Here is a 19,577-nt window from a genome sequence, read left to right as displayed (position 1 = left end):
AATCGCTAATTTATAGACGCCAATTTCTTTAAATCGTCAATAAATTGGTTCGACATTAATACCAACGGGATCACAGAAAAATGAAAGCCTCACATTGTGAGGCTTTTTTATTTGCATCATGCCAAATTAATTTCCGCGTTGCACATCATAATTCAAACAAACCACACCCGAACTAAACACATGCGTCTTCAGCAGTTTCAATTTTTCTTTTTCTTTGATGCCTTTAAATACTGGAATTCCTTCGCCTAGCAGCACCGGATTGATGAAAATCCAGCATTCGTCGATTAAATTCTCAGCCAGAAGAGCGTGCGCTGTACTTGGACTTCCGAACAACAGAATGTCGCCTTTTGTTTCTTCTTTTAATTTGGGAAGGATGGATGCATAGTTCTTTCCAATCACAGTCGTATTCTTGAAGTCTGCCTCGTTCAGCGTATTTGACAATACTACTTTGTGTGCATTCTTATACCAGACGGCATGTACTTTATCATGTTTGGTTGCCCCCGGCTGATCCGCTGCCGTAGGCCAATAGCTCTCCATCATCTGAAAAGTGACCCTGCCGTATAATGCCGTATTGGTTTGGGCGATTCTTTCTTCCACATAATCGAATAGCTCCTGATCTACCTGGATCCAGTTCATTTCACCTTTTGTGCCGGCAGCAAAGCCATCGAGTGAGCAGTGCATGAATAATACTATGTTTCCCATGTTGGTTTTTGTTTGAGTTTAATGATACAAATCTCAGGGAAATATTGCTAACTGCGTTGGGTGGAAACCGACAATTGCGGGGGGATTTACGACAAATTAGAAAGGCTTCTGGTTTTCCTGATTTTATGGTGGCGGATTTCTTTAAAATTTCCCAACGTTTTTTTGCCCGGCCTGCGTCTTAAACCATGCCAGTTTCTGGCAGATATCACCATAATACAAAGATCATGCGGTTTGGCATTTTAGCATTCGTATTCAGTCTGATAGTAAGTTCTGTAACATTTGCCGGCAAGAAAATGAAAGTGCTGTTTATCGGGAACAGCTATACCTATGTCAATAATCTGCCGCAGGTAACGGCTGATATAGCGGCGTCTATGGGCGACACGTTGGTCTTTGACAGTTATACTCCCGGCGGTTATACATTGGATCAGCACAATAATGACCCTCTTTGTCTTCAAAAAATAAATTCGGCGGAATGGGATTATGTCATCTTGCAGGAGCAGAGTCTTGGTGCTGCAGAAGATCCCAGTAATTTCTTTGTTGGATCTTATTATGCTGCGAGAGGTCTGGATCAGAAAATTGCAGCGAATGATTCCTGTACCAAAGTGCTGTTTTATATGACCTGGGGCTACAAAAATGGTGAGCCATCGTTCTGCGGCACTTCATGGCCTTATCCTTGCACTTATGAAGGCATGGATAGTTTGGTTAACTTAAGATACAGAGCTTACGCTGATAGCGCGGTAATGGCTGTTATGGGATATTCTGCCGCAACGGTAGGCGGATTTGTGCCGGTCAGGCAAGCAGAGGTATCTCCTGTCGGCGCTGTACGGCATTATATCAGACATCAGTATCCTTCCATTGAGTTATATCAGACCGATGGCAGTCACCCAACTGAAGCAGGTACTTATGCCGCTGGCTGTACATTTTATGCAGCGTTGTTTCATAAAGATCCCGCGTTGATACCTTACAATTACACACTGAGTGCTGCAGATGCGGGAAATATCAGAAATGCTGCGAATCTGGTCGCTTACGACAGTATGCCTCAATGGCATTGGAATATTGGTCTGCATGCTGATTTTAATTATACCGTCGGCGTCGGTGATACGCTGTCTTTTAGCAATACATCTACTGCTGCTGTAGCCGGAGTATGGGATTTTGGAGATGGCGGGATGTCTATGTCATGGAATACAACGCATGTGTATGCGACTGGAGGAATTTATATAGTAAGACTCATAGCGTTTAGTCTTAGTTGCGCAGATACCACGTACGTAACAATCAATACGAATCCTACAGCGGTTGAAAATATAGGCGGCGTCCATCCTATGTTTGCCATTTATCCAAACCCAGCAAATGATATGGTAAATGTACATGCTGTAAAACCTTACAGCGGCAGTTATCAAGTGTCAATTGCAAATACACTTGGCCAGCGCGTTTATTTAAATGAACATGCGACAAACGATCAGCAGATAAATATTTCAAACTTTGCTCCCGGCATTTATTTTATTAAAGTCAAAACAAATGATAACATTGTTCGCGAATTCAAATTACTGAAGCAGTGATAGCGTAAGCCGAAACAGAATCTATTTTCTCAAAATTTTGTCCATCGATTTTCCTTTGGCCAGCTCGTCGATTAATTTATCGAGATAGCGGATTTGCTGCATCAGTTTATCTTCAATTTCTTCTACGCGATAACCGCAGATTACGCCGGTTATTTTAGAAACATTTGGATTGAGTTTCGCTCCGGCAAAAAAAGTTTCAAAATCAGTTTTGAGATCAATCTGCTCTTGCAATGATTTTGTATCATATCCCGTCAGCCAGAAAATAATTGCGTCTACCTCTTCTTTAGTGCGGCCCTTGCGTTCCGCTTTATTGATATACAAAGGATAAACGCTCGCAAAAGTCATTCGGTAAACTCGTGTGTTATCCATTGGTAGTGTTTTGTCGAAGTTAACTTTCAAAATCAAGATGGCGTAGTTCTCTTAGATGATCGTGACGTTTGATAAGTTGGCTTCCAATCCTTTGAGTGCGGCGTAGGTCAGTTTATCCATCATTGCACCGTCGAAACGGATTGTTTTAATAGCGCGGTAATATTTATTGGTCAATGCATAGGACGGTTGGAACGAAACATTTTTGAGCGTTGCGCCATTAAATGATACATCGTTTAGCGCTGCTTTTTGAAATTTAACGCCAATAAAAGTTTGCCCGTCAAGCGACATTCCTCTAAGATCAGAATACTCAAAATCTACACCGTTGAATACACAGTTTTGTAAATCTGTCTGTCTCAGATCCAGCATTGTCAGTCTTGAATCTAGCATTTCGATGTCGGTGAACTTAGCGCCGGTCAGGATTGATTTGTCAAATTGGGTACGCATGAGTATCGTTCTATTGAAGCTTGCATTTGTGAGATCAACGGTAGACAGTTTGCAATCGGTCAGGTTTGCGCCGTCGAAATTGGCATCGCGAATATCACAGCTTATGAAAGAACTGCCAGTGAGATCGGCGTTTGTAAAATTGGAACCGCGCACAGCACTGCCGCTAAATTTTCGATTGTGGGCAACGACACCTTCCAAATCACTTTCGGTGAGGTTGTTTCCATGGAAATTGGTTAACAGGGGGCGTTCCGGAATGTCAATCTGCTCTTTTTCAGTTTTGGCTTCGCTAATGTTAAAAACATTTTCATTGCTTGCAGAAGGAAAGTTTTCCGAGAAATAATTCAGGTCAACGTGGAGAATTTCGGCCAGCCGGCTAAACGTAATAATATCAGGAATCGACGCTCCACGTTCCCATTTTCCAACTGCTTGCGGACTGATAAAAAGAAGTCGTGCAAGTTCCGCCTGAGACATATTTGTTTCTTTGCGCGCTTTAGCAATTTTGTCGCCAATCATTTTAGTATCCATGGTACTGTTGTTTATTTTTTACGATACAGCAAAGGTATTTTGGATCATTGCGGAAACATTCAAAATGGCCAATCCCGTTAGTTGTAAGATCGCTACTACTCGTTGTTTTTTGACAACCATGAGTTGTATTCGTTGAATATCAGTATTTAAAAGCAAAGACCACATAAATCTTCAGATCTATGCGGTCTTTTATTTTGGGATGAAAATTAGTTTTAATTAAGCATCCGGAATTACTGGTTCTACTAATCTCATGAGTTTGTCCAGTGATTCCTGCCAGCCGAGATAACACATTTCAACCGGTATCATCGCCGGAATTCCTTCTTGTGTGATTTTTATTTCTGTACCAGCTACTGTTTTGCGCAGCGACACTGTTGTGATCATTTCACCGGGCATATTAGGGTCATCAAATTTATCAGTGTATTTCAGGAATTCGTTTGGTTTGAGTTCCTGATAGGTGCCGCCAAAAGAATGATTATGACCAGTCGAAAAATTTTGGAACGACATTTTATAAGTACCGCCAACTTTCACATCCATTTGATGAACCGTGCAAAGAAAACCGTAAGGCGGTAGCCAGGCAGCCATAGCTGTGGCATCGGTAAATGCGCGGTATACTTTTTCCTGTGTTGCTTTAAATACTCTGTGCAGAGAAACGCTATTGCTTGACATAAGATATGGATTTGTTCCTACTCGTCTGGCTTTTCGGTTTCGCCCGTTTTTAATGGTTGCTGCTCCATGTTAGGTCTGCTGTCTTCTATTATTCTGACGCAACAAAGATGGCAGGAAAAAGCGATATGAATATAGGCGAGATCAGACAAAAAAAGGGGTGTTTGCGACTGAATTGGTTGAAGGGCCTAAGGAAAATCGTTAAATAGCTAAAAATATAAATGGAACACACTTTTGGGCGTGTTCCATTGTTTGATATTCTCATAAAGAAGGTAAGGGGGCTTCAGTAAATTTTCAGAGGATGCGGGTGATTGTGATCTGCCATTGGTGCTTCCCTTTAAAACGCTCCACAACTGCATAATAGCTGATGATGGCATTCTGGGAATAAGGCCCTGTGACGCCTCTTTTGATTACTAATCCACGAATACTGTTGTCTACTTCATAACCAACGCGGAAAAAGCAGGGATCACCCAAAAGCAGATAGATTTTATCCTCGGTGTCAGGATGAAGTCTATCCATATGTCTGAAAATTTGTCTTAAAATACCGTAATATTTTTGATAACTGGGGTCGCTAAAAATTGGGGGTAAGGTGGGATGTGACGTATGGTAATGATTTTAAAGTGATTGGATCATTGGATAAAATAAGAAAACCGCCAGTTACGGCGGTTTTCTTTCTCATTTATTGTACCTCATCTAAAGCCTCTTTTTGCACCTGTACAGTGGGCGTCGTCTTCCGTGTCTTTCGCATCAGCGATTTCCAGAACAAAACCGCAATCAGTATTGATATGATACCCTGACAAGCCATCGTAAACGGTACCGAAGTTTTTTCTGAAATGGTACCGACCAACAGGCTGCCCAAAGGAAGCATTCCGAAATAGCATAAAGCTACATAACTCATCACGCGGCCCCGCATATTGCTGGCGGCTTCCATCTGCACAATGGTGATGCAGGATGTCATTGGTATCAATGTGCCAAAACCCATGATGATCGCAAATGGCATTGCGTAAGGGAATGATTTGAATTGCGAGAATATGATCATGCCGATACCCAGTGTTGCAGCGCCGGCGAGCAATACTTTTTTCAGCGCTTGTTCCCGTTTCATTGATGCGAGGAATAAACTGCCCGTGATGGCACCCAACCCGATAAAGCTGTTGATATAACCGAAAGTGGCCGCATCTCCTTTGAAGATGGTTGTGAATGCCGGAATAAGCGTATCGTAAGGCAGAACAAGCAAACTCATAAACGTAAGCATCAGAACGGGAATGCCGATTGCCGGTGTTTTTCTGATATACTGAAAACCTTCCTCTAGTTCATGCAGTACCTTTTTCTTATTCACAGGCGGAACAAATTTTGGAAACTTCATCAGTAAAAGTGAGATCAGCACTGCCACAAAACTGATAGCATTAAGCGAGAAACAGAAACCAGCACCGAGTGCTTTCAATACAATGCCAGATAACGCCGGTCCTATTAGTCGCGCCATATTTACCATTGCAGAATTCAGCGCCAACGCATTTGCGATGTCTTCTTTGTTATTCACCATTTCATGAATCATCGGTTGGCGCGCCGGTACATCAAATGCATTGATAACACCGAGGACCACACTCAGTGCCATAATTTCCCAGATCACATAATGATTTGAGAGAATCAGGACTGCCAGTAAAATGGCCTGAATCATGGAGGCAGTCTGTGTGATCAGCAGGATTTTGTACCTGCTATACCGATCAGCAGTAATGCCGCCAAAAAGCGAAAGCAGAAATGATGGAAATTGTTGTGCGAAAACAACCAGACTCACTTTAAGCGTAGAGCCCGTGAGCGAATAGATCATCCAGGCTACAGCGGTACGTTGCATCCAGGTGCCGATCTGCGAAATCGATTGTCCCGTGAAAAACAACGCATAGTTGCGGTTGCTGAACGCCCGGAAAGTTTTTGATTTTGTTATATAGCTCATTTGTTCCTTAAATCGTTTTTGGATAGGGTTAATCAGTCAATTGGGTTAATTAATTTAATCGTCAATTGGTTACAGTTGGTAACAAGTAATGGCCAATTAACCTTTAGCTCTTTAACTAATCAGCCTTTTTCAAAAAAAGAGAGGATCATCTCCACCAGCATTGTTACTTCCGGCTTTAATTGATTGAAGTTTTTTCCCATTATAAAATCTCTTTTAAAGCCACGCAGACAACTGCGAATCAGTGAAATCACTGTTTCCATTTCTTTGGTATCTATCTGCCTGATTGCTTTCTCCGCTGTTCCTTTTTCCAGAATGCTTTGCAGTAATGGTATTTCCAGCTTGCTAAAACGGAGATGTATCGTGCGTTTTACTTGCTCATAGGCCGATATTTCATCCGCATTCATGGGAGCATCCAACATACTGGACATCGTCCGCCTTTTTTGTGAGATTTTCAGTCGCGCTGAAAAATAAGCATGTAGCTGCGCTTCAAGTCCAATTGCCTGGTTCGCAGCTTTGGATATCTCGGCAATCATCTCGCGCAATTCAACATCTATTGCAGCATCGAGGATTTCCTCTTTGTTTTTGTAATAGTAGTAAAGCGAACTTCTGCGTTTGCCGATCTCTTTCGCCACCTCATCCATCGTTACTTTATGCAGTCCATGGCGTTGAAAAAGTTGTTGCGCCGCCTGAATAATCTGCTGCTGCATGGAATCGTCTTTTATATTAGTTGACTCAGCCATTTCGGTAAGAATAATTGCAAAGTTACTTTGCTTTTCGACAGTTTTCAAAAAAATGTCGAAAACTAATTGATAGCGGCAGTACATAGTGGACAGTTATTTCGTTTGGAGATTGATATGCGGGTGCTTTTTTATTGTAATGAAGGGGATTGTCAACTGGCTGCTGTTTTCTGTCAATTGAAGCTGTTGTTGGTTGAAAATCAACCCACGGCATGATTTTTATTGTTAATTTGTGTAACCACTTAGTATTGCCCGTTATATCATGATACTCATTGTAGATGACCGGCCTGAAAACATCCTTTCTCTAAAGAAAACGTTGGAGATTGGCGGATTTCAGGTAGATACTGCCCATTCCGGAGATGAGGCATTGAGGAAAATATTAAATCACGAATACTCTCTTTTTATCCTGGATGTACAAATGCCAGGCATGGATGGTTTCGAAGTCGCAGAAACAATTTCAGGGTATAGTAAAACCAAAGATGTTCCTATTATCTTTCTTTCAGCGGTAAATACCGATAAGAAATTCATCGCTAAAGGGTATAAATCGGGTGGGGTGGATTATGTGGCGAAACCGGTGGATCCCGATATTTTAATGCTCAAAGTAAAAACGCTCCACAAACTGCATGAACAGAAGCGGGAATTGAATAACATGCATCAATCGCTGAGCGAGGAAATTGAAACGAGAAAATTTGCACAGGAACAGCTGGTCATTAAAATAGAAGAGCTTCGTTTTATTCTTGAATCCATTCCGCAGGCTGCATTTACCCTCAATCCCAATGGTGCCATCGAATTTGTAAATGAATACTGGTTTCTCTACGCGAACCGGCCGGACGAATTACCGCAGTTTCATCCCGACGATTTTTCCGTTCAGCAAAAATGGGAATCTGCATTGCAAACCGGTGAACCGCTGATGAGTGAAGTACGGATAAAAAGCATTGCAAGCAATGAATATTGCTATCATATGCTGAAGATGATTCCGATCCGCCAACGAAATGAAATTGTAAAATGGGTAGGTACACTGACTGATATTCATGAACAGAAAACACTCAATCAATTGTTGGAGCAGAAAGTTGCTGAACGCACCCAGGAGCTACTGCAAAAGAATGAAGAGCTGGAAGAGCGGAATCATGAACTCCAGCAATTTGCCTATGTTGCTTCGCACGATCTGAAAGAACCTTTGCGGAAGGTGCAGATGTTTGGTTCTATTTTACAGAATTATTTACTTAATAAAGATGAGACAGCACATTCGAACGTGATGCGTATTATCGAATCATCGCAACGAATGGGTACACTGATAGAAGATCTGCTGCGGTATTCAAGATTATCCACTTCTTCGCTTTATGAATCCACAGACATCCGGCAAATACTTACAGATATAATTCCAGACCTTGAACTTTCCATCAATGAGAAAAAAGCTATAATTAATATTGGAACAATGCCGGTGCTTGATGCTATTCCCGGGCAAATGCGGCAGGTGTTTCAGAATTTGCTGAGCAATTCATTGAAATATGCAAAATCGGATACACCCTCAGTAATCAATATTGTAGCAGAAACAGTCGCATCCAAAAACTTTAACGCCTATCCTGATCCATCCGGTAGATATTGCAGGATTACGGTTGCGGATAATGGCATTGGATTTAACGAAGCGTACGTTCATAAAATATTCAAGCTTTTTCAGCGGTTGCATACGCGACAAGAGTATGAAGGAACTGGTATCGGATTGGCTATAGTGAAAAAGATTATTGAAAAGCATAACGGTATTATCACTGCTACAGGAAAAGAAGACGACGGTGCAACGTTTACATTTGTGCTGCCGCTGGCTCAGCAGACCAACTAATAGCTAAAAAACACACTACACCATAATGGATCAGAAACATTCTACTTCATCAATCATACGGCAGCTTCAGTTCGTTTTTGGTGTCTCATTATTCATTTTGCTGGTAAGTGCACTGGCTTCGTATTATAGTAACAAAAAACTGGTGGAGACATCTGTATGGGTAAATCATACTCATGAGGTGATTATTGAGGCGGAAAATTTGTTGGCCATTGTGCGGGACGCTGAATCAGGACAACGGGGTTACGTCATCACACAAGATCCTGTGTTCCTTTCACGCTATGATACCAGCTATGAAAAAGCGTTGGGCAGCCTCAGCAGGTTGCGGGGACTGACCACTGATAATTCTGTGCAGCAGCATAACCTGGCCGACGCAAAAACATTGATTGATCGTCGCTTTGAGCAGATGAACAATGTGATCACCATGATGAAGACCAACGGAGTATTGGGAAATGCCAATCTTACGGTGACTATCAACAGTGAGATGTTTAACGGCAAGAAGATTATGGAGGACCTGCGACTGGTGGTGCAGCAGATCAAAGAAGAAGAGACAAGATTATTGAAAATTCGTACCGATGAGCAAAGTCGTTTTTCAGGATACACACAAATATTAGTCGTTGTAGCGGCGCTTATTTCCATTTTAATTTCAGTGCTCGCATATTTCCGGATAAAGGCCGATCTCTCAGCGCGTATTCAGAAGCAAAAAGAAGATGAAGCACTCTACCTTGAAACCGCAGCGCGTATAACAGCTGTAGAAGGCGTTACCAAAAGGTTGGAGGCTGGCGATCTTACAGCACGGGCAGAAGATAAAAAAGAAGATCAGCTGGGTCGGATATCTTCAGCACTCAACGAAATGGCGATATCGCTGGAAAGCAATTTTACAGATCTCCAAAAGCGAAACTGGCTGCAGGCGGGAGAAGTGATGCTTGCAGATGCGATGCGTACGGAACGTTTTCTAAACAGTGTTTCTGATAAAATTATTGGTACGCTTGCAAATTATGTGAGCGCAGCAGTCGGAACACTTTATGTGATAGATGGACAGGAAAAATTCAGATTGACGGGCACACATGCGATTACATACGCGCCTAAAGAAATTCATCCTGATAAAGGTTTAATCGGACAAGCGGTAACCCTAAATAAACTAATGGTGGTTGACGAAGTGCCGAATCAATATTTGACGGTAAATTCTTCTCTGGGTAATACAGAACCCTTGTACCTTATTCTTGTTCCGTTTTCTGTTGGGAATGAGGTAATGGCCGTGGCGGAATTAGGAACGTTTAAAAAACCACTGGATCTCGAAATTGAATTTCTGAAAGCCAACACCGATGCCGTTGCCATTAGCCTTAGCGCCTCACTTAATTATGAACGCATGCAAAATCTTCTGGAGGAGACGCAAGCACAATCGGAAGAATTGCAGGTGCAACATAATGAACTGGAAAATATCAATGCAGAACTTGAAGCTCAGTCGGAAAAACTACAGGCATCAGAAGAAGAGTTAAGAGTACAACAGGAAGAACTGCAACAAGCGAACGCCGAACTGGAAGAACGTTCACGTCAGCTGGAAGAAAGCAATCAAAAAATTGCAGAGCAAAATGTGGAAGTGAAACGCAAAGCAGAAGAGCTGGCGCTGACCACAAAATATAAGTCGGAATTTTTGGCAAATATGTCGCACGAATTGCGCACACCACTTAACTCTATTTTATTGCTTGGCCGCTTGTTGTCCGAAAATAATGACCATAACCTTAGTAGCGATCAGGTTGAATATGCCAATGTAATACAGAGTTCCGGATACGGTTTGCTGGCGCTGATTGATGAAATTCTCGATCTCTCCAAGATTGAAGCAGGTAAAATGGTGCTGGAATATGAAACAGTGGCGGTGCGTGATATTGTAAATGATATGCGCTCCGTTTTTGAACCGATGGCTGCTGAAAAGAAATTGCAATTTATTGTAGACGTGAAACCGGAAGTTCCTTATTCGATAGAAACGGATAAAATGCGATTGGAGCAGATTATTAAAAATCTCATTTCCAATGCGCTGAAATTTACGGCGCATGGCAGCATTTCACTAAAGGTAAGCATGCATGAAACCATTACGAACGCTGTAAATATTGTTGTTACAGATACAGGTATCGGTATTGCAGAAGGTAAACAAAAACTGATTTTCGAAGCATTTCAACAAGCAGATGGTTCAACCCGCAGAAAATATGGTGGCACTGGGTTGGGGCTTTCTATTAGCAAAGAATTGACCAAATTACTGAATGGTACATTGAGTTTGGAAAGCGAACAAAATATAGGCAGCAGTTTCACGATAACGATTCCGCTTGATCAGACACAATCGGTGTTGCCACCGGAAGAACAGCTTCTGATGCCGGAATTCGATGACACGGAAACGCCGGAAGGAAATCCATACATCGCCACTGTAATCCCTGAAGATATTCCGGATGATCGGTCACACATAAGAACAGGCGATAAATCAATTCTGATTATAGAGGATGATACCAATTTCGCTAAATCATTGCTGGAGTATACCCGGCAAAGCGGCTACAAAGGCATTGTATCGGTAAGAGGTGATCTGGGATTTGAGCTGGCACGCAAATTCCAGCCGACAGGGATTTTACTCGATATACAATTGCCAGTAGTGAGCGGTTGGGATGTCATGAAACAACTCAAAGACAACGTAGATACACGCCATATTCCCGTGCATATGATGTCGGCCTTTCAGGTAAAAAAGCAAAGCATGATGGAAGGGGCAATCGACTTTATCAACAAACCGGTAGCTTTTGAGCAGATACAACAGGTCTTCCAGAAACTGGAGGAAGTGCTTTCAAAAGATCCGAAAAAAGTATTGATTGTAGAAGACAATTCAAAACATGCAAAAGCGCTCGCTTATTTTCTGGAGACTTATAACATCAATTCGGAAATCAGGCATAACGTTGCTGATAGCGTAGATGCGCTGCAGCAACAGGCCGATTGTGTCATTCTGGATATGGGCATTCCAACACAGAAAGCCTACGATATGCTGGAGGAAGTAAAGAAAAAACCGGGAATGGAAAACCTTCCGATCATCATCTTTACCGGTAAAAGTTTATCGCTTTCTGAGGAGCAGCGTATCAAGCAGTATGCAGATTCTATTGTGGTAAAAACAGCGCATTCGTATCAGCGTATTTTAGATGAAATATCCATTTTCCTGCATCTGGTTGAAGAAAGTAAGAAGCCAAAGAATGATAACGGAAACAAAAAGCTGGCCATGCTCAATGACGTGCTGAAAGACAAAACAGTGCTGATCGTAGATGATGATGTGCGCAATATTTTTTCCGTTTCCAAAGCATTGGAACGATTTAATATGAATGTGGTAACAGCCACAGATGGTAAGGATGCAATGATAAAACTGGAGGATAATAGAAACGTAGATCTGGTATTACTCGACATGATGATGCCGGAAATGGATGGTTATGAAACTGCAACCAAGATCAGAGAGAATCAGCGTTTGCAACACTTGCCGGTAATTGCGGTAACTGCAAAAGCTATGACTGGGGACCGAGATAAATGTATTAAAGCTGGTGCTTCTGATTATATTTCTAAACCTGTAGATATCGACCAGCTGTTGTCACTGCTGCGCGTCTGGCTATATGAAAAAAATTAGACTGAAATATCCCAAACTATAAGATCATAACCATAAGAAAACGAACCATGGCGGAAAAGATATTGATCATTGATGATGATGCGCGGAATATTTTCGCTTTGAAAGCAACATTACAGGCAAGAAAGTACGATTGCATTGCGGCCGGTAGTGCACAGCAGGGATTAGCTTTCCTGAATAATGAAAAAGACATCGGTGTAGTGCTTATTGATATGATGATGCCTGATATGGATGGCTACGAAGCGATCCCGAAGATTAAAGAACGATATAAAGTTCCTGTCATTGCAGTGACGGCACAGGCAATGGTAGGCGACCGCGAGAAATGTCTGGAGGCTGGAGCGGATGGTTATGTGTCTAAGCCGATTGACGTCGCGCTGCTTGTTGCGTATCTTGACCAGTACTTAAAATAGATAGAGTGGAGATAGAAATTACAGAAGAAGATTTGGCAGTAATACTAAACGATGTGCTGGACATACATGGTTACGACTTTACGTCATACGCCCGCGCATCGCTGACACGGCGCATTAACAGGCTGATCATGCTCGATAAATTTCCGAGTGTGGCAGAGTTTCGTTATAAAATAAGGTCTGATGAATTCTATCTGAAACGTTTTGTGGAAGAGATTACGGTGAACGTTACGGAAATGTTCCGCGATCCGCAATTTTATAAAGTACTTCGAGAGGAAGTGATACCGACAATTGCTACAAAACCTTTTATTCGTATCTGGCATGCTGGTTGTGCATCTGGCGAAGAGGTATATTCAATGGCGATATTAATGCATCAGGCTAATTTGCTGCACAAGACTTTGATTTATGCTACCGATATTAATCCGGATGTAATTGATACGGCGCAAAGAGGAATTTATCCCTCAGCGATATTGCCTTTGTCTCAGGAAAATTATTTGCAGACGGGCGGACATGGCGACCTCAACGGTTATTACACGGCTAAGTATGATCATATTATTTTCAATGAAGAGCTTAGAAAGAAAATCATTTTCGCAACGCATAATCTTGTTTCCGATAGTTCCTTCAATGAATTTCAACTGATCCTGTGTCGGAATGTGCTTATCTATTTTGATAAAAATCTACAGAACAAAGTTTTTCATCTTTTTGATCAAAGCCTGGAAGATTTAGGCTATCTCGCGCTCGGCGCCAAAGAAACACTGAAATTTTCGGGCATTAGTTCTAAATACCGGCAACTTGGAAAAGAACGGATATGGAGCAAAATAAAATAACGGAAGTCAAAAGCAAGCTCGTGATTATCGGCGGCTCAGCCGGTAGTCTGGAAGTCTTGTTACAAATATTGCCACACCTTCATGTCGATGTGCCGCCTATTGTGGTGATCCTGCACAGGAGAACGGATTCTGAATCGCCTTTGATAGATGTGCTGGAGATGCGTACTAAGTTGCGTGTAAAAGAAGTGGAGGAGAAAGAGCCGGTCAAACAGGGATGGATATATGTAGCGCCTGCCAATTACCATGTATTGTTTGAGCATGATCAGACGTTTGCGTTAGATGATTCTGAAAAAGTAAATCACAGTCGGCCGAGTATCGACGTCGGGTTTCAGTCGGCGGCTGAGGTCTACCGCGATGGCGTTACCGGCATTTTGCTTTCTGGCGCCAATGCCGATGGCACTGAAGGTTTCCGGAAAATTCAGGAACATGGTGGCGTTACCATTGCCCAAAATCCGGAGACGGCTGAGATTTCTTATATGCCTGCGCAAGCCATTCATCACCATACAGCAGATCGGGTAGCAGATGCAGAAGGGATAGTAGCGATTATTAATTCATTGTGAAGTCAAAATTCAAAATTCAAAAAGCAATAGCTCGCTCGTGTTTGTCTTGTCGACGATTTATTGCTGGTTTACTGGGATTCAAAATTAAAAAAAGTCATTCAAAGCAAAATTGAATGGTAAAGTCAAATCAATGCAGACTGCGGTATTACAATTTCGACGCTCCACTGTTCACTATTGACCGCTCACCATTCACCAAATCATTTTAAGAAATCATAAAATCAGCGACCAGGCATCAGAGATTCCAAAAACCTAATTAACTTTGCGGGGTTAACGAATGCTCAAAAAGCTATATATCGCATTAATACCGTTACTGGCTATACTGTTCTGGTTCTCAGGCAATGACAGTCATGTAATCACGTATGCTGCCGGAAACACGGGGGCAGTGCAAGGCGTTGAGCATCAGCGTATGGACATGCAATTGCAGGCACACAAGCTTATTGCGTCCTACCAATCACATAATCATCCCAAACCACCCAAGTCCATCATACGCATCAAAGCGTTAGATACGGACATAGATCTGGATTTCGCGACTCCAACTTTTGTTATACATATCTTAGTTGAGGAGCACAGCACTTTCCTGCCTTTTTATTATCAATCATACACATCCACACCAGATCTCGCAGCCAATGCCTTGCGGGGCCCGCCTGTGTGCTGATTTCTCTGATTACAGCATTCATTTAACGGGCGCTTGATGCCCTCTTTATCCAATTTCCGTTTATGAAACAACATTTGCGCGCGCGTCTGCATGGCAGATGTGGCAGGCTCATTCTAATGGGCTTGTGCACTATTTTCGTATCTGCTGCAAATGGGCAGACACTGAGTCTTTACGACGCCGTTAATAAAACGATCGATAATTATCCCGAAATAAAAAGACAAGAGCAGGAACTGAAAGCATCGCAGGCGCATATCACAACCGTTGCCGGTAATATGCTGCCTTCACTCCGTCTGATGGATGAGGTAAATGTGGCTTCGGCCAACAGTCTTCCAGGCTCCTATCTGCCATTAAGCGTGATCCCTTCCACTTCCGGAGCTGTGCGCCCGGAAAATAATGGACAAGCCGCTTCTGGCAATATAGCCATGTCATTACTGGAATGGGAGCTCTATAATTTTGGTTACAAGCAAGCCGAAAAATCAGCTGCGAGTGCACAAATGCAGGTGTCCAAAGCAAATCTTTCGGCCAATAAATATGTGCTTTCCGAGCAGGTAATCGCTCTGTATCTCGATTGGCTGAAGAAATTCCGCCTGTTGCAGATAGAGCAGGAAAACCTGGATCGTGTTTCTGTGGCGTTCAATATTATCCGGGCTACCGTTATCAGCGGTTTGAAACCGGGGGTGGACAGCAGTACAGCCAGCGCTCAATATGCGCAAAGTCGAATCTCGTATCTGCAGGCGTATACCGATTATAAGAATGAGCAGATCACGTTGGCCACATATACCGGTCTCGATACCGCAATGGTAAAACCAGATACCGCGGCTGTTTCTTTGATGCTGAAAGCCTATCCGCAGGCATGGAATATCAGTGATTCAGTCTCCGATTCGCATCCGATTTTGAACGTTTACGAAAAACAATATCAGGAGCAGCTTGCCCGAAACAAAGCGACAGATAAAAAGTATATGCCGAAACTTTCGTTGGAATCTGCTGCCTGGGCGCGCGGTTCCAGTATCAGCAACACCGATCAGTATGCTGATTTGCAACAAGGTTTTGGTTATTCGCGTTACAACTATCTCGTTGGGCTGGCTGTTTCTTATAATTTGTTCGACATTAAACATAGACATGATGAACATCAGGAGAATAATTTCCGGATGCAGGCAAAAGAAGAAGCGTTGAAAACCGCCGAACTCAATCTGAATAAAGCATTGCAACAGGCAAATGTCGCTTATCAGAATACGCTCGATAAACTCAACGAGCTTCCGGTGCAGTTGCATTCTGCAAACGATGCCTATAATCAGCAACTGGCTTTGTACAAGAGTGGTCTCAACACACTGATCGATCTTACGAACGCCCAGTATGTACTGAAACAGGCCGAAACCAATTTTGTTATTACACAGGATGAACTGCTGCAACTGCTGCATACAAGAGCAGGTCTCAGCAATCAACTGGATCTTTTCCTCGAAAAATTTAAATCATAAAACATGAGCTTAGTATCAGCCTCGCTGAAAAGGCCTATAGCAATACTCGTAGTAGTATCTGCTATTTTCTTAAGCTCTTTTCTGGCGATCAAAACCATACCAATTGATATATTTCCAAAACTAAACCTCCCTACAATCTATGTAATCGAGCCCTATGGCGGTATGACCCCGCAGCAAATGGAAGGCTTTTTCTCCACTCGTCTGCAAGACCAGTTCCTTTATGTAAGTGGTATCAAAAACGTAACGAGTAAGAACGTTCAGGGTTTAAGTATCCTGAAATTATCCTTCTTTGACAATACAGATATGGCGGAAGCCTCTGCGCAGGTAGCCTTGCAGCTCAACCGTGCGATGCAGTTTTTTCCGCCCGGTGCATTGCCGCCGCAGGTAATCCGTTTTGATGCTTCTTCATTGCCGGTTGGTTCGCTTGTGTTTAGCAGTGATACCAAAAAGCTGGAGGAGATCAATGACCTTGCTGCAACCCGTATCCGTCCTTTGTTTGCAACGATTCCCGGACTTTCTGCACCACCGCCAATTGGGTCTAACCAACGTACCATTGTGGTGAATATTGATCCGGATCGCCTGCGTAGCTTTAATCTTACACCAGATGAAGTAGTGGCTTCTATTGCCCGCAACAATATGATGGCGCCTTCGGGCAATATCCGCATGGGTAATACAATGTATATGGCTACCACCAATTCGCTGGAAAATACGGTAGAAGCCTTTGGCGATATTCCGGTGAAGACCGACGCTGACCATACGATCTTTCTGCACGATGTGGGCCAGATCAAAGACGGAGCAGATGTGACAACAGGTTATGCATTGATTAACGGCAAACGTTCGGTGTACATGCCGATCGTAAAAACTGCCGATGCATCAACCTGGGATGTGGTTCAGAAACTGAAAAAAACATTGCCGGAAATGCAGACACTTTTGCCGGATGATGTGCACGTGAGTTATGAGTTTGATCAGTCTGTGTTTGTGATGAACTCCGTGAAGAGTCTGGTATCGGAAGGCGTGATCGGTGCGGTTTTGACGGCCTTGATGGTGTTGGTATTTCTGAAAGACTGGCGCAGTTGTATTATTGTTGTTATTACGATTCCAGTGTCTGTATTAAGTGCTGTATTGTGTTTAAAACTTGCAGGGCAAACAATCAACATCATGACGTTGAGTGGTCTTGCACTTGCAATTGGTATCCTTGTCGATCAGGCCACAGTAACGATTGAAAACATTCACCAGCACCTGGAAATGGGCAAGAATAAAAAGCAGGCAATCTATGATGCCTGTACGGAAATCGCGTTTCCGTTGTTCCTTATTCTACTTTGTATCATCGCTGTGTTTGCGCCTTCGTTTGTAATGCAGGGCGTGCCACGGGCTTTGTTCCTGCCGCTTTCTTTGTCGATCGGTTTTGCAATGATCATTTCTTATTTGCTTGCCCAAAGTCTGGTGCCGGTGATTTCTAACTGGCTGCTTAAAGATGGTCATTATCATTACGAACATGGAAAAGATCATGCGCACGCCGGACTAGCACTTAATGATAGCGAAGTGGGCGAAGTGAATCTGCACACGGAAAACGAAATCAAAGCACCGGAGAAAAATGATGGCTTCGAACGGTTCAAAATGCGGTTTATGCGTATTCTGGAAAAGACGATGCCGAACATGAAACGCAATGTGATCTTATATCTGGCGGTGGTACTCGCACTTACAGGTGTGTGTTTTGTGTGGATTGGTAAAGATCTGTTGCCGAAAACCAATACAGGTCAGTATCAGGTAAAACTGCGTCTGCCCGACGGAACGCGGCTGGAACGCACAGAAGATATGGTGCAAGAGGTGTTGCAGGTGCTGGATAGCATTACTAATGATCACGTGGCCATTTCATCCGCATATGCGGGGATGGTGCCAAGTAACTACGCAACGGCTAACCTTTACATCTTCAATGCAGGTACGCAGGAAGCAACATTGCAGGTGCAGCTGGATGAAGATTTCAAAATGGGTAAAGACAAATTTCAGGAAGCATTGCGTGCTGCTGTTGCGCAGAAAATTCCTGGTTGTACATTGTCTTTTGAGCCGATAGAGTTGACAGAGAAAATCATGAGCCAGGGCGCGGCTACACCAATTGAAGTGGAGGTAGCGGGCAAGGATATGAAGCAGATTGAGGATTATACGGACAAACTGGTAGACGAGTTGAAGCAGATTAGTTTTCTGCGGGATGTACACATACAGCAACCATTGAAATATCCTGTCGTGAAAATTTCGCTGGACCGTTTTAAGGTAGCACAGCTGGGTTTAAATATGAAAGATGTGTCACGTTCAGTTGCTGCGTTTACTTCTTCAAGTCGTTATACTGAAAAAAACCTCTGGCTTGATTCTAAGAGTGCGTATACGTTTCAGGTACAGGCACAGGTTCCGGAGTATATTATGAATAGTCTGGAAGATCTGAAAGAAATACCATTGCAGCCGGGTCAGTCAAGTCTGGTATTGCAAGATGTAGCGAGCTTTCAGGTTGATACAGCGGTAGGTGAATATGATCGTACCGGTCCGCGTCGTTTTGTAACGATCGGTGCCAATTTGTATAAGACCGATTTGAAAGCTGGTACAGATGCGGTGGGCAAGGCGATCAAGGAAATGGGTGCAACGCCAAAAGGATTGGTGGTTGCCGTAAAAGGGATGTCGAGTTTGCTGACAGAAACGCTCGATAGTTTACAACAAGGTCTGATGTTTGCCATTATTGTTATCTTTCTTTTATTGGCTGCGAATTATCAGTCTTTCAAAGTGGCATTGTCTGTATTGGCAACGGTTCCGGCTGTATTGCTCGGAGCATTGCTGATTTTATTGGCAACAGGTGCAACGCTCAATCTGCAATCATACATGGGTATCATCATGTCAACCGGTGTATCGGTTGCGAATGCGATTTTGATTGTAACCAACGCAGAAAAACTGAGACTCGATTATAATGGTGATGCGCTCAAAGCTGCAACAGTCAGTGCTTCCGTTCGCCTTCGTCCTATCCTTATGACCAGTCTGGCAATGATTGCCGGTATGATTCCAATGGCCAGCGGTATGGGTGAAGCCGGCGATCAGACGGCGCCATTGGGCCGCGCAGTTATTGGCGGACTGATTGCGTCTACGATTGCTGCATTGCTGATTGTGCCGCAGGTTTATGCATGGGTACGACGCGGCGCCTCTATTGAATCACCTTCATTATTACCCGAAACAATCAATTAAAAAAAGCATTTTT

General features: G+C 43.1%; 16 protein-coding genes. 9 read left to right on the top strand and 7 right to left on the bottom strand.

All coding sequences use genetic code 11. The annotated features are described in order from the left end of the window. Nucleotides 1–126 precede the first annotated feature (126 nt). Nucleotides 127–702, bottom strand: coding sequence for a dihydrofolate reductase family protein (locus DN068_RS21575; RefSeq protein WP_111001034.1), 576 nt, complete (start codon nt 700–702; stop codon nt 127–129). 224 nt (nt 703–926) lie between these two features. On the opposite strand from DN068_RS21575, the gene DN068_RS21570 reads away from it, so the two are divergent. Then, nucleotides 927–2,258 carry a T9SS type A sorting domain-containing protein gene (locus DN068_RS21570; RefSeq protein ID WP_165836487.1) on the top strand — a complete coding sequence of 444 codons (1,332 nt, stop codon included), beginning with the start codon at nt 927–929 and terminating at the stop codon, nt 2,256–2,258. A 21-nt stretch (nt 2,259–2,279) separates the two neighbouring features. Here DN068_RS21570 and DN068_RS21565 read toward each other — a convergent pair whose 3' ends face one another. The 6 genes from DN068_RS21565 to DN068_RS21540 form a co-directional block, all read right to left on the bottom strand. Next, nucleotides 2,280–2,627 (bottom strand): DUF2200 domain-containing protein, encoded by a 348-nt coding sequence (locus DN068_RS21565; protein ID WP_111001032.1) that lies wholly within the window; start codon nt 2,625–2,627, stop codon nt 2,280–2,282. A gap of 51 nt (nt 2,628–2,678) precedes the next feature. Further along, complete coding sequence (locus DN068_RS21560; protein WP_111001031.1) at nt 2,679–3,596, bottom strand: pentapeptide repeat-containing protein; 918 nt, start codon at nt 3,594–3,596, stop codon at nt 2,679–2,681. A 216-nt stretch (nt 3,597–3,812) separates the two neighbouring features. Further along, the gene (locus tag DN068_RS21555; RefSeq protein WP_111001030.1) at nt 3,813–4,262 is read right to left on the bottom strand and encodes an SRPBCC family protein; all 450 of its coding nucleotides are present in this window, start codon (nt 4,260–4,262) and stop codon (nt 3,813–3,815) included. A 291-nt stretch (nt 4,263–4,553) separates the two neighbouring features. Then, a complete protein-coding gene (locus DN068_RS21550) occupies nt 4,554–4,778 on the bottom strand; it encodes a hypothetical protein (protein WP_111001029.1) in 225 nt (74 codons plus the stop codon). 160 nt (nt 4,779–4,938) lie between these two features. After that, a complete protein-coding gene (locus tag DN068_RS21545) occupies nt 4,939–6,207 on the bottom strand; it encodes an MFS transporter (RefSeq protein ID WP_111001028.1) in 1,269 nt (422 codons plus the stop codon). Nucleotides 6,208–6,326: 119 nt separating this feature from the next. Beyond that, nucleotides 6,327–6,947 carry a TetR/AcrR family transcriptional regulator gene (locus DN068_RS21540; RefSeq protein WP_165836486.1) on the bottom strand — a complete coding sequence of 207 codons (621 nt, stop codon included), beginning with the start codon at nt 6,945–6,947 and terminating at the stop codon, nt 6,327–6,329. A gap of 259 nt (nt 6,948–7,206) precedes the next feature. Between DN068_RS21540 and DN068_RS21535 the strand changes: the two genes are divergently transcribed. The 8 genes from DN068_RS21535 to DN068_RS21500 all read left to right on the top strand — a co-directional run bounded on the left by DN068_RS21535 (nt 7,207) and on the right by DN068_RS21500 (nt 19,564). Beyond that, on the top strand, nt 7,207–8,781 hold the full coding sequence (locus tag DN068_RS21535) for a hybrid sensor histidine kinase/response regulator (protein WP_111001026.1): 1,575 nt from the start codon (nt 7,207–7,209) through the stop codon (nt 8,779–8,781). A 25-nt stretch (nt 8,782–8,806) separates the two neighbouring features. Next, on the top strand, nt 8,807–12,421 hold the full coding sequence (locus tag DN068_RS21530; RefSeq protein WP_111001025.1) for a response regulator: 3,615 nt from the start codon (nt 8,807–8,809) through the stop codon (nt 12,419–12,421). Between the two features lie 47 nt (nt 12,422–12,468). After that, complete coding sequence (locus DN068_RS21525) at nt 12,469–12,828, top strand: response regulator (protein WP_111001024.1); 360 nt, start codon at nt 12,469–12,471, stop codon at nt 12,826–12,828. Nucleotides 12,829–12,833: 5 nt separating this feature from the next. Next, entirely contained in the window at nt 12,834–13,652 is an 819-nt protein-coding gene (locus DN068_RS21520) for a CheR family methyltransferase (RefSeq protein ID WP_111001023.1), read from the top strand. After that, nucleotides 13,634–14,212: a chemotaxis protein CheB gene (locus tag DN068_RS21515; RefSeq protein WP_111001022.1), complete on the top strand. Its 579-nt coding sequence runs from the start codon at nt 13,634–13,636 to the stop codon at nt 14,210–14,212. Before DN068_RS21520 ends, DN068_RS21515 begins: the two co-directional genes overlap by 19 nt. Before the next feature lie 274 nt (nt 14,213–14,486). Continuing rightward, complete coding sequence (locus DN068_RS21510) at nt 14,487–14,867, top strand: hypothetical protein (RefSeq protein ID WP_111001021.1); 381 nt, start codon at nt 14,487–14,489, stop codon at nt 14,865–14,867. Nucleotides 14,868–14,929: 62 nt separating this feature from the next. Continuing rightward, nucleotides 14,930–16,342: a TolC family protein gene (locus DN068_RS21505; protein ID WP_111001020.1), complete on the top strand. Its 1,413-nt coding sequence runs from the start codon at nt 14,930–14,932 to the stop codon at nt 16,340–16,342. A gap of 3 nt (nt 16,343–16,345) precedes the next feature. Continuing rightward, nucleotides 16,346–19,564 carry an efflux RND transporter permease subunit gene (locus DN068_RS21500; protein ID WP_111001019.1) on the top strand — a complete coding sequence of 1,073 codons (3,219 nt, stop codon included), beginning with the start codon at nt 16,346–16,348 and terminating at the stop codon, nt 19,562–19,564. Nucleotides 19,565–19,577 lie beyond the last annotated feature (13 nt).

It is taken from the genome of Taibaiella soli (genome assembly GCF_003236175.1).
Lineage (GTDB): Bacteria > Bacteroidota > Bacteroidia > Chitinophagales > Chitinophagaceae > QKTW01.
This window is presented reverse-complemented; position numbering and strand designations above follow the sequence as displayed.

Excerpts from the sequence above, each read along its gene's own strand:
- DN068_RS21575 (WP_111001034.1), bottom strand. The coding sequence starts at position 702 with ATGGGAAACATAGTATTATTCATGCACTGCTCACTCGATGGCTTTGCT.
- DN068_RS21570 (WP_165836487.1), top strand. The coding sequence starts at position 927 with ATGCGGTTTGGCATTTTAGCATTCGTATTCAGTCTGATAGTAAGTTCT.
- DN068_RS21565 (WP_111001032.1), bottom strand. The coding sequence starts at position 2,627 with ATGGATAACACACGAGTTTACCGAATGACTTTTGCGAGCGTTTATCCT.
- DN068_RS21560 (WP_111001031.1), bottom strand. The coding sequence starts at position 3,596 with ATGGATACTAAAATGATTGGCGACAAAATTGCTAAAGCGCGCAAAGAA.
- DN068_RS21555 (WP_111001030.1), bottom strand. The coding sequence starts at position 4,262 with ATGTCAAGCAATAGCGTTTCTCTGCACAGAGTATTTAAAGCAACACAG.
- DN068_RS21550 (WP_111001029.1), bottom strand. The coding sequence starts at position 4,778 with ATGGATAGACTTCATCCTGACACCGAGGATAAAATCTATCTGCTTTTG.
- DN068_RS21545 (WP_111001028.1), bottom strand. The coding sequence starts at position 6,207 with ATGAGCTATATAACAAAATCAAAAACTTTCCGGGCGTTCAGCAACCGC.
- DN068_RS21540 (WP_165836486.1), bottom strand. The coding sequence starts at position 6,947 with ATGGCTGAGTCAACTAATATAAAAGACGATTCCATGCAGCAGCAGATT.
- DN068_RS21535 (WP_111001026.1), top strand. The coding sequence starts at position 7,207 with ATGATACTCATTGTAGATGACCGGCCTGAAAACATCCTTTCTCTAAAG.
- DN068_RS21530 (WP_111001025.1), top strand. The coding sequence starts at position 8,807 with ATGGATCAGAAACATTCTACTTCATCAATCATACGGCAGCTTCAGTTC.
- DN068_RS21525 (WP_111001024.1), top strand. The coding sequence starts at position 12,469 with ATGGCGGAAAAGATATTGATCATTGATGATGATGCGCGGAATATTTTC.
- DN068_RS21515 (WP_111001022.1), top strand. The coding sequence starts at position 13,634 with ATGGAGCAAAATAAAATAACGGAAGTCAAAAGCAAGCTCGTGATTATC.
- DN068_RS21510 (WP_111001021.1), top strand. The coding sequence starts at position 14,487 with ATGCTCAAAAAGCTATATATCGCATTAATACCGTTACTGGCTATACTG.
- DN068_RS21505 (WP_111001020.1), top strand. The coding sequence starts at position 14,930 with ATGAAACAACATTTGCGCGCGCGTCTGCATGGCAGATGTGGCAGGCTC.
- DN068_RS21500 (WP_111001019.1), top strand. The coding sequence starts at position 16,346 with ATGAGCTTAGTATCAGCCTCGCTGAAAAGGCCTATAGCAATACTCGTA.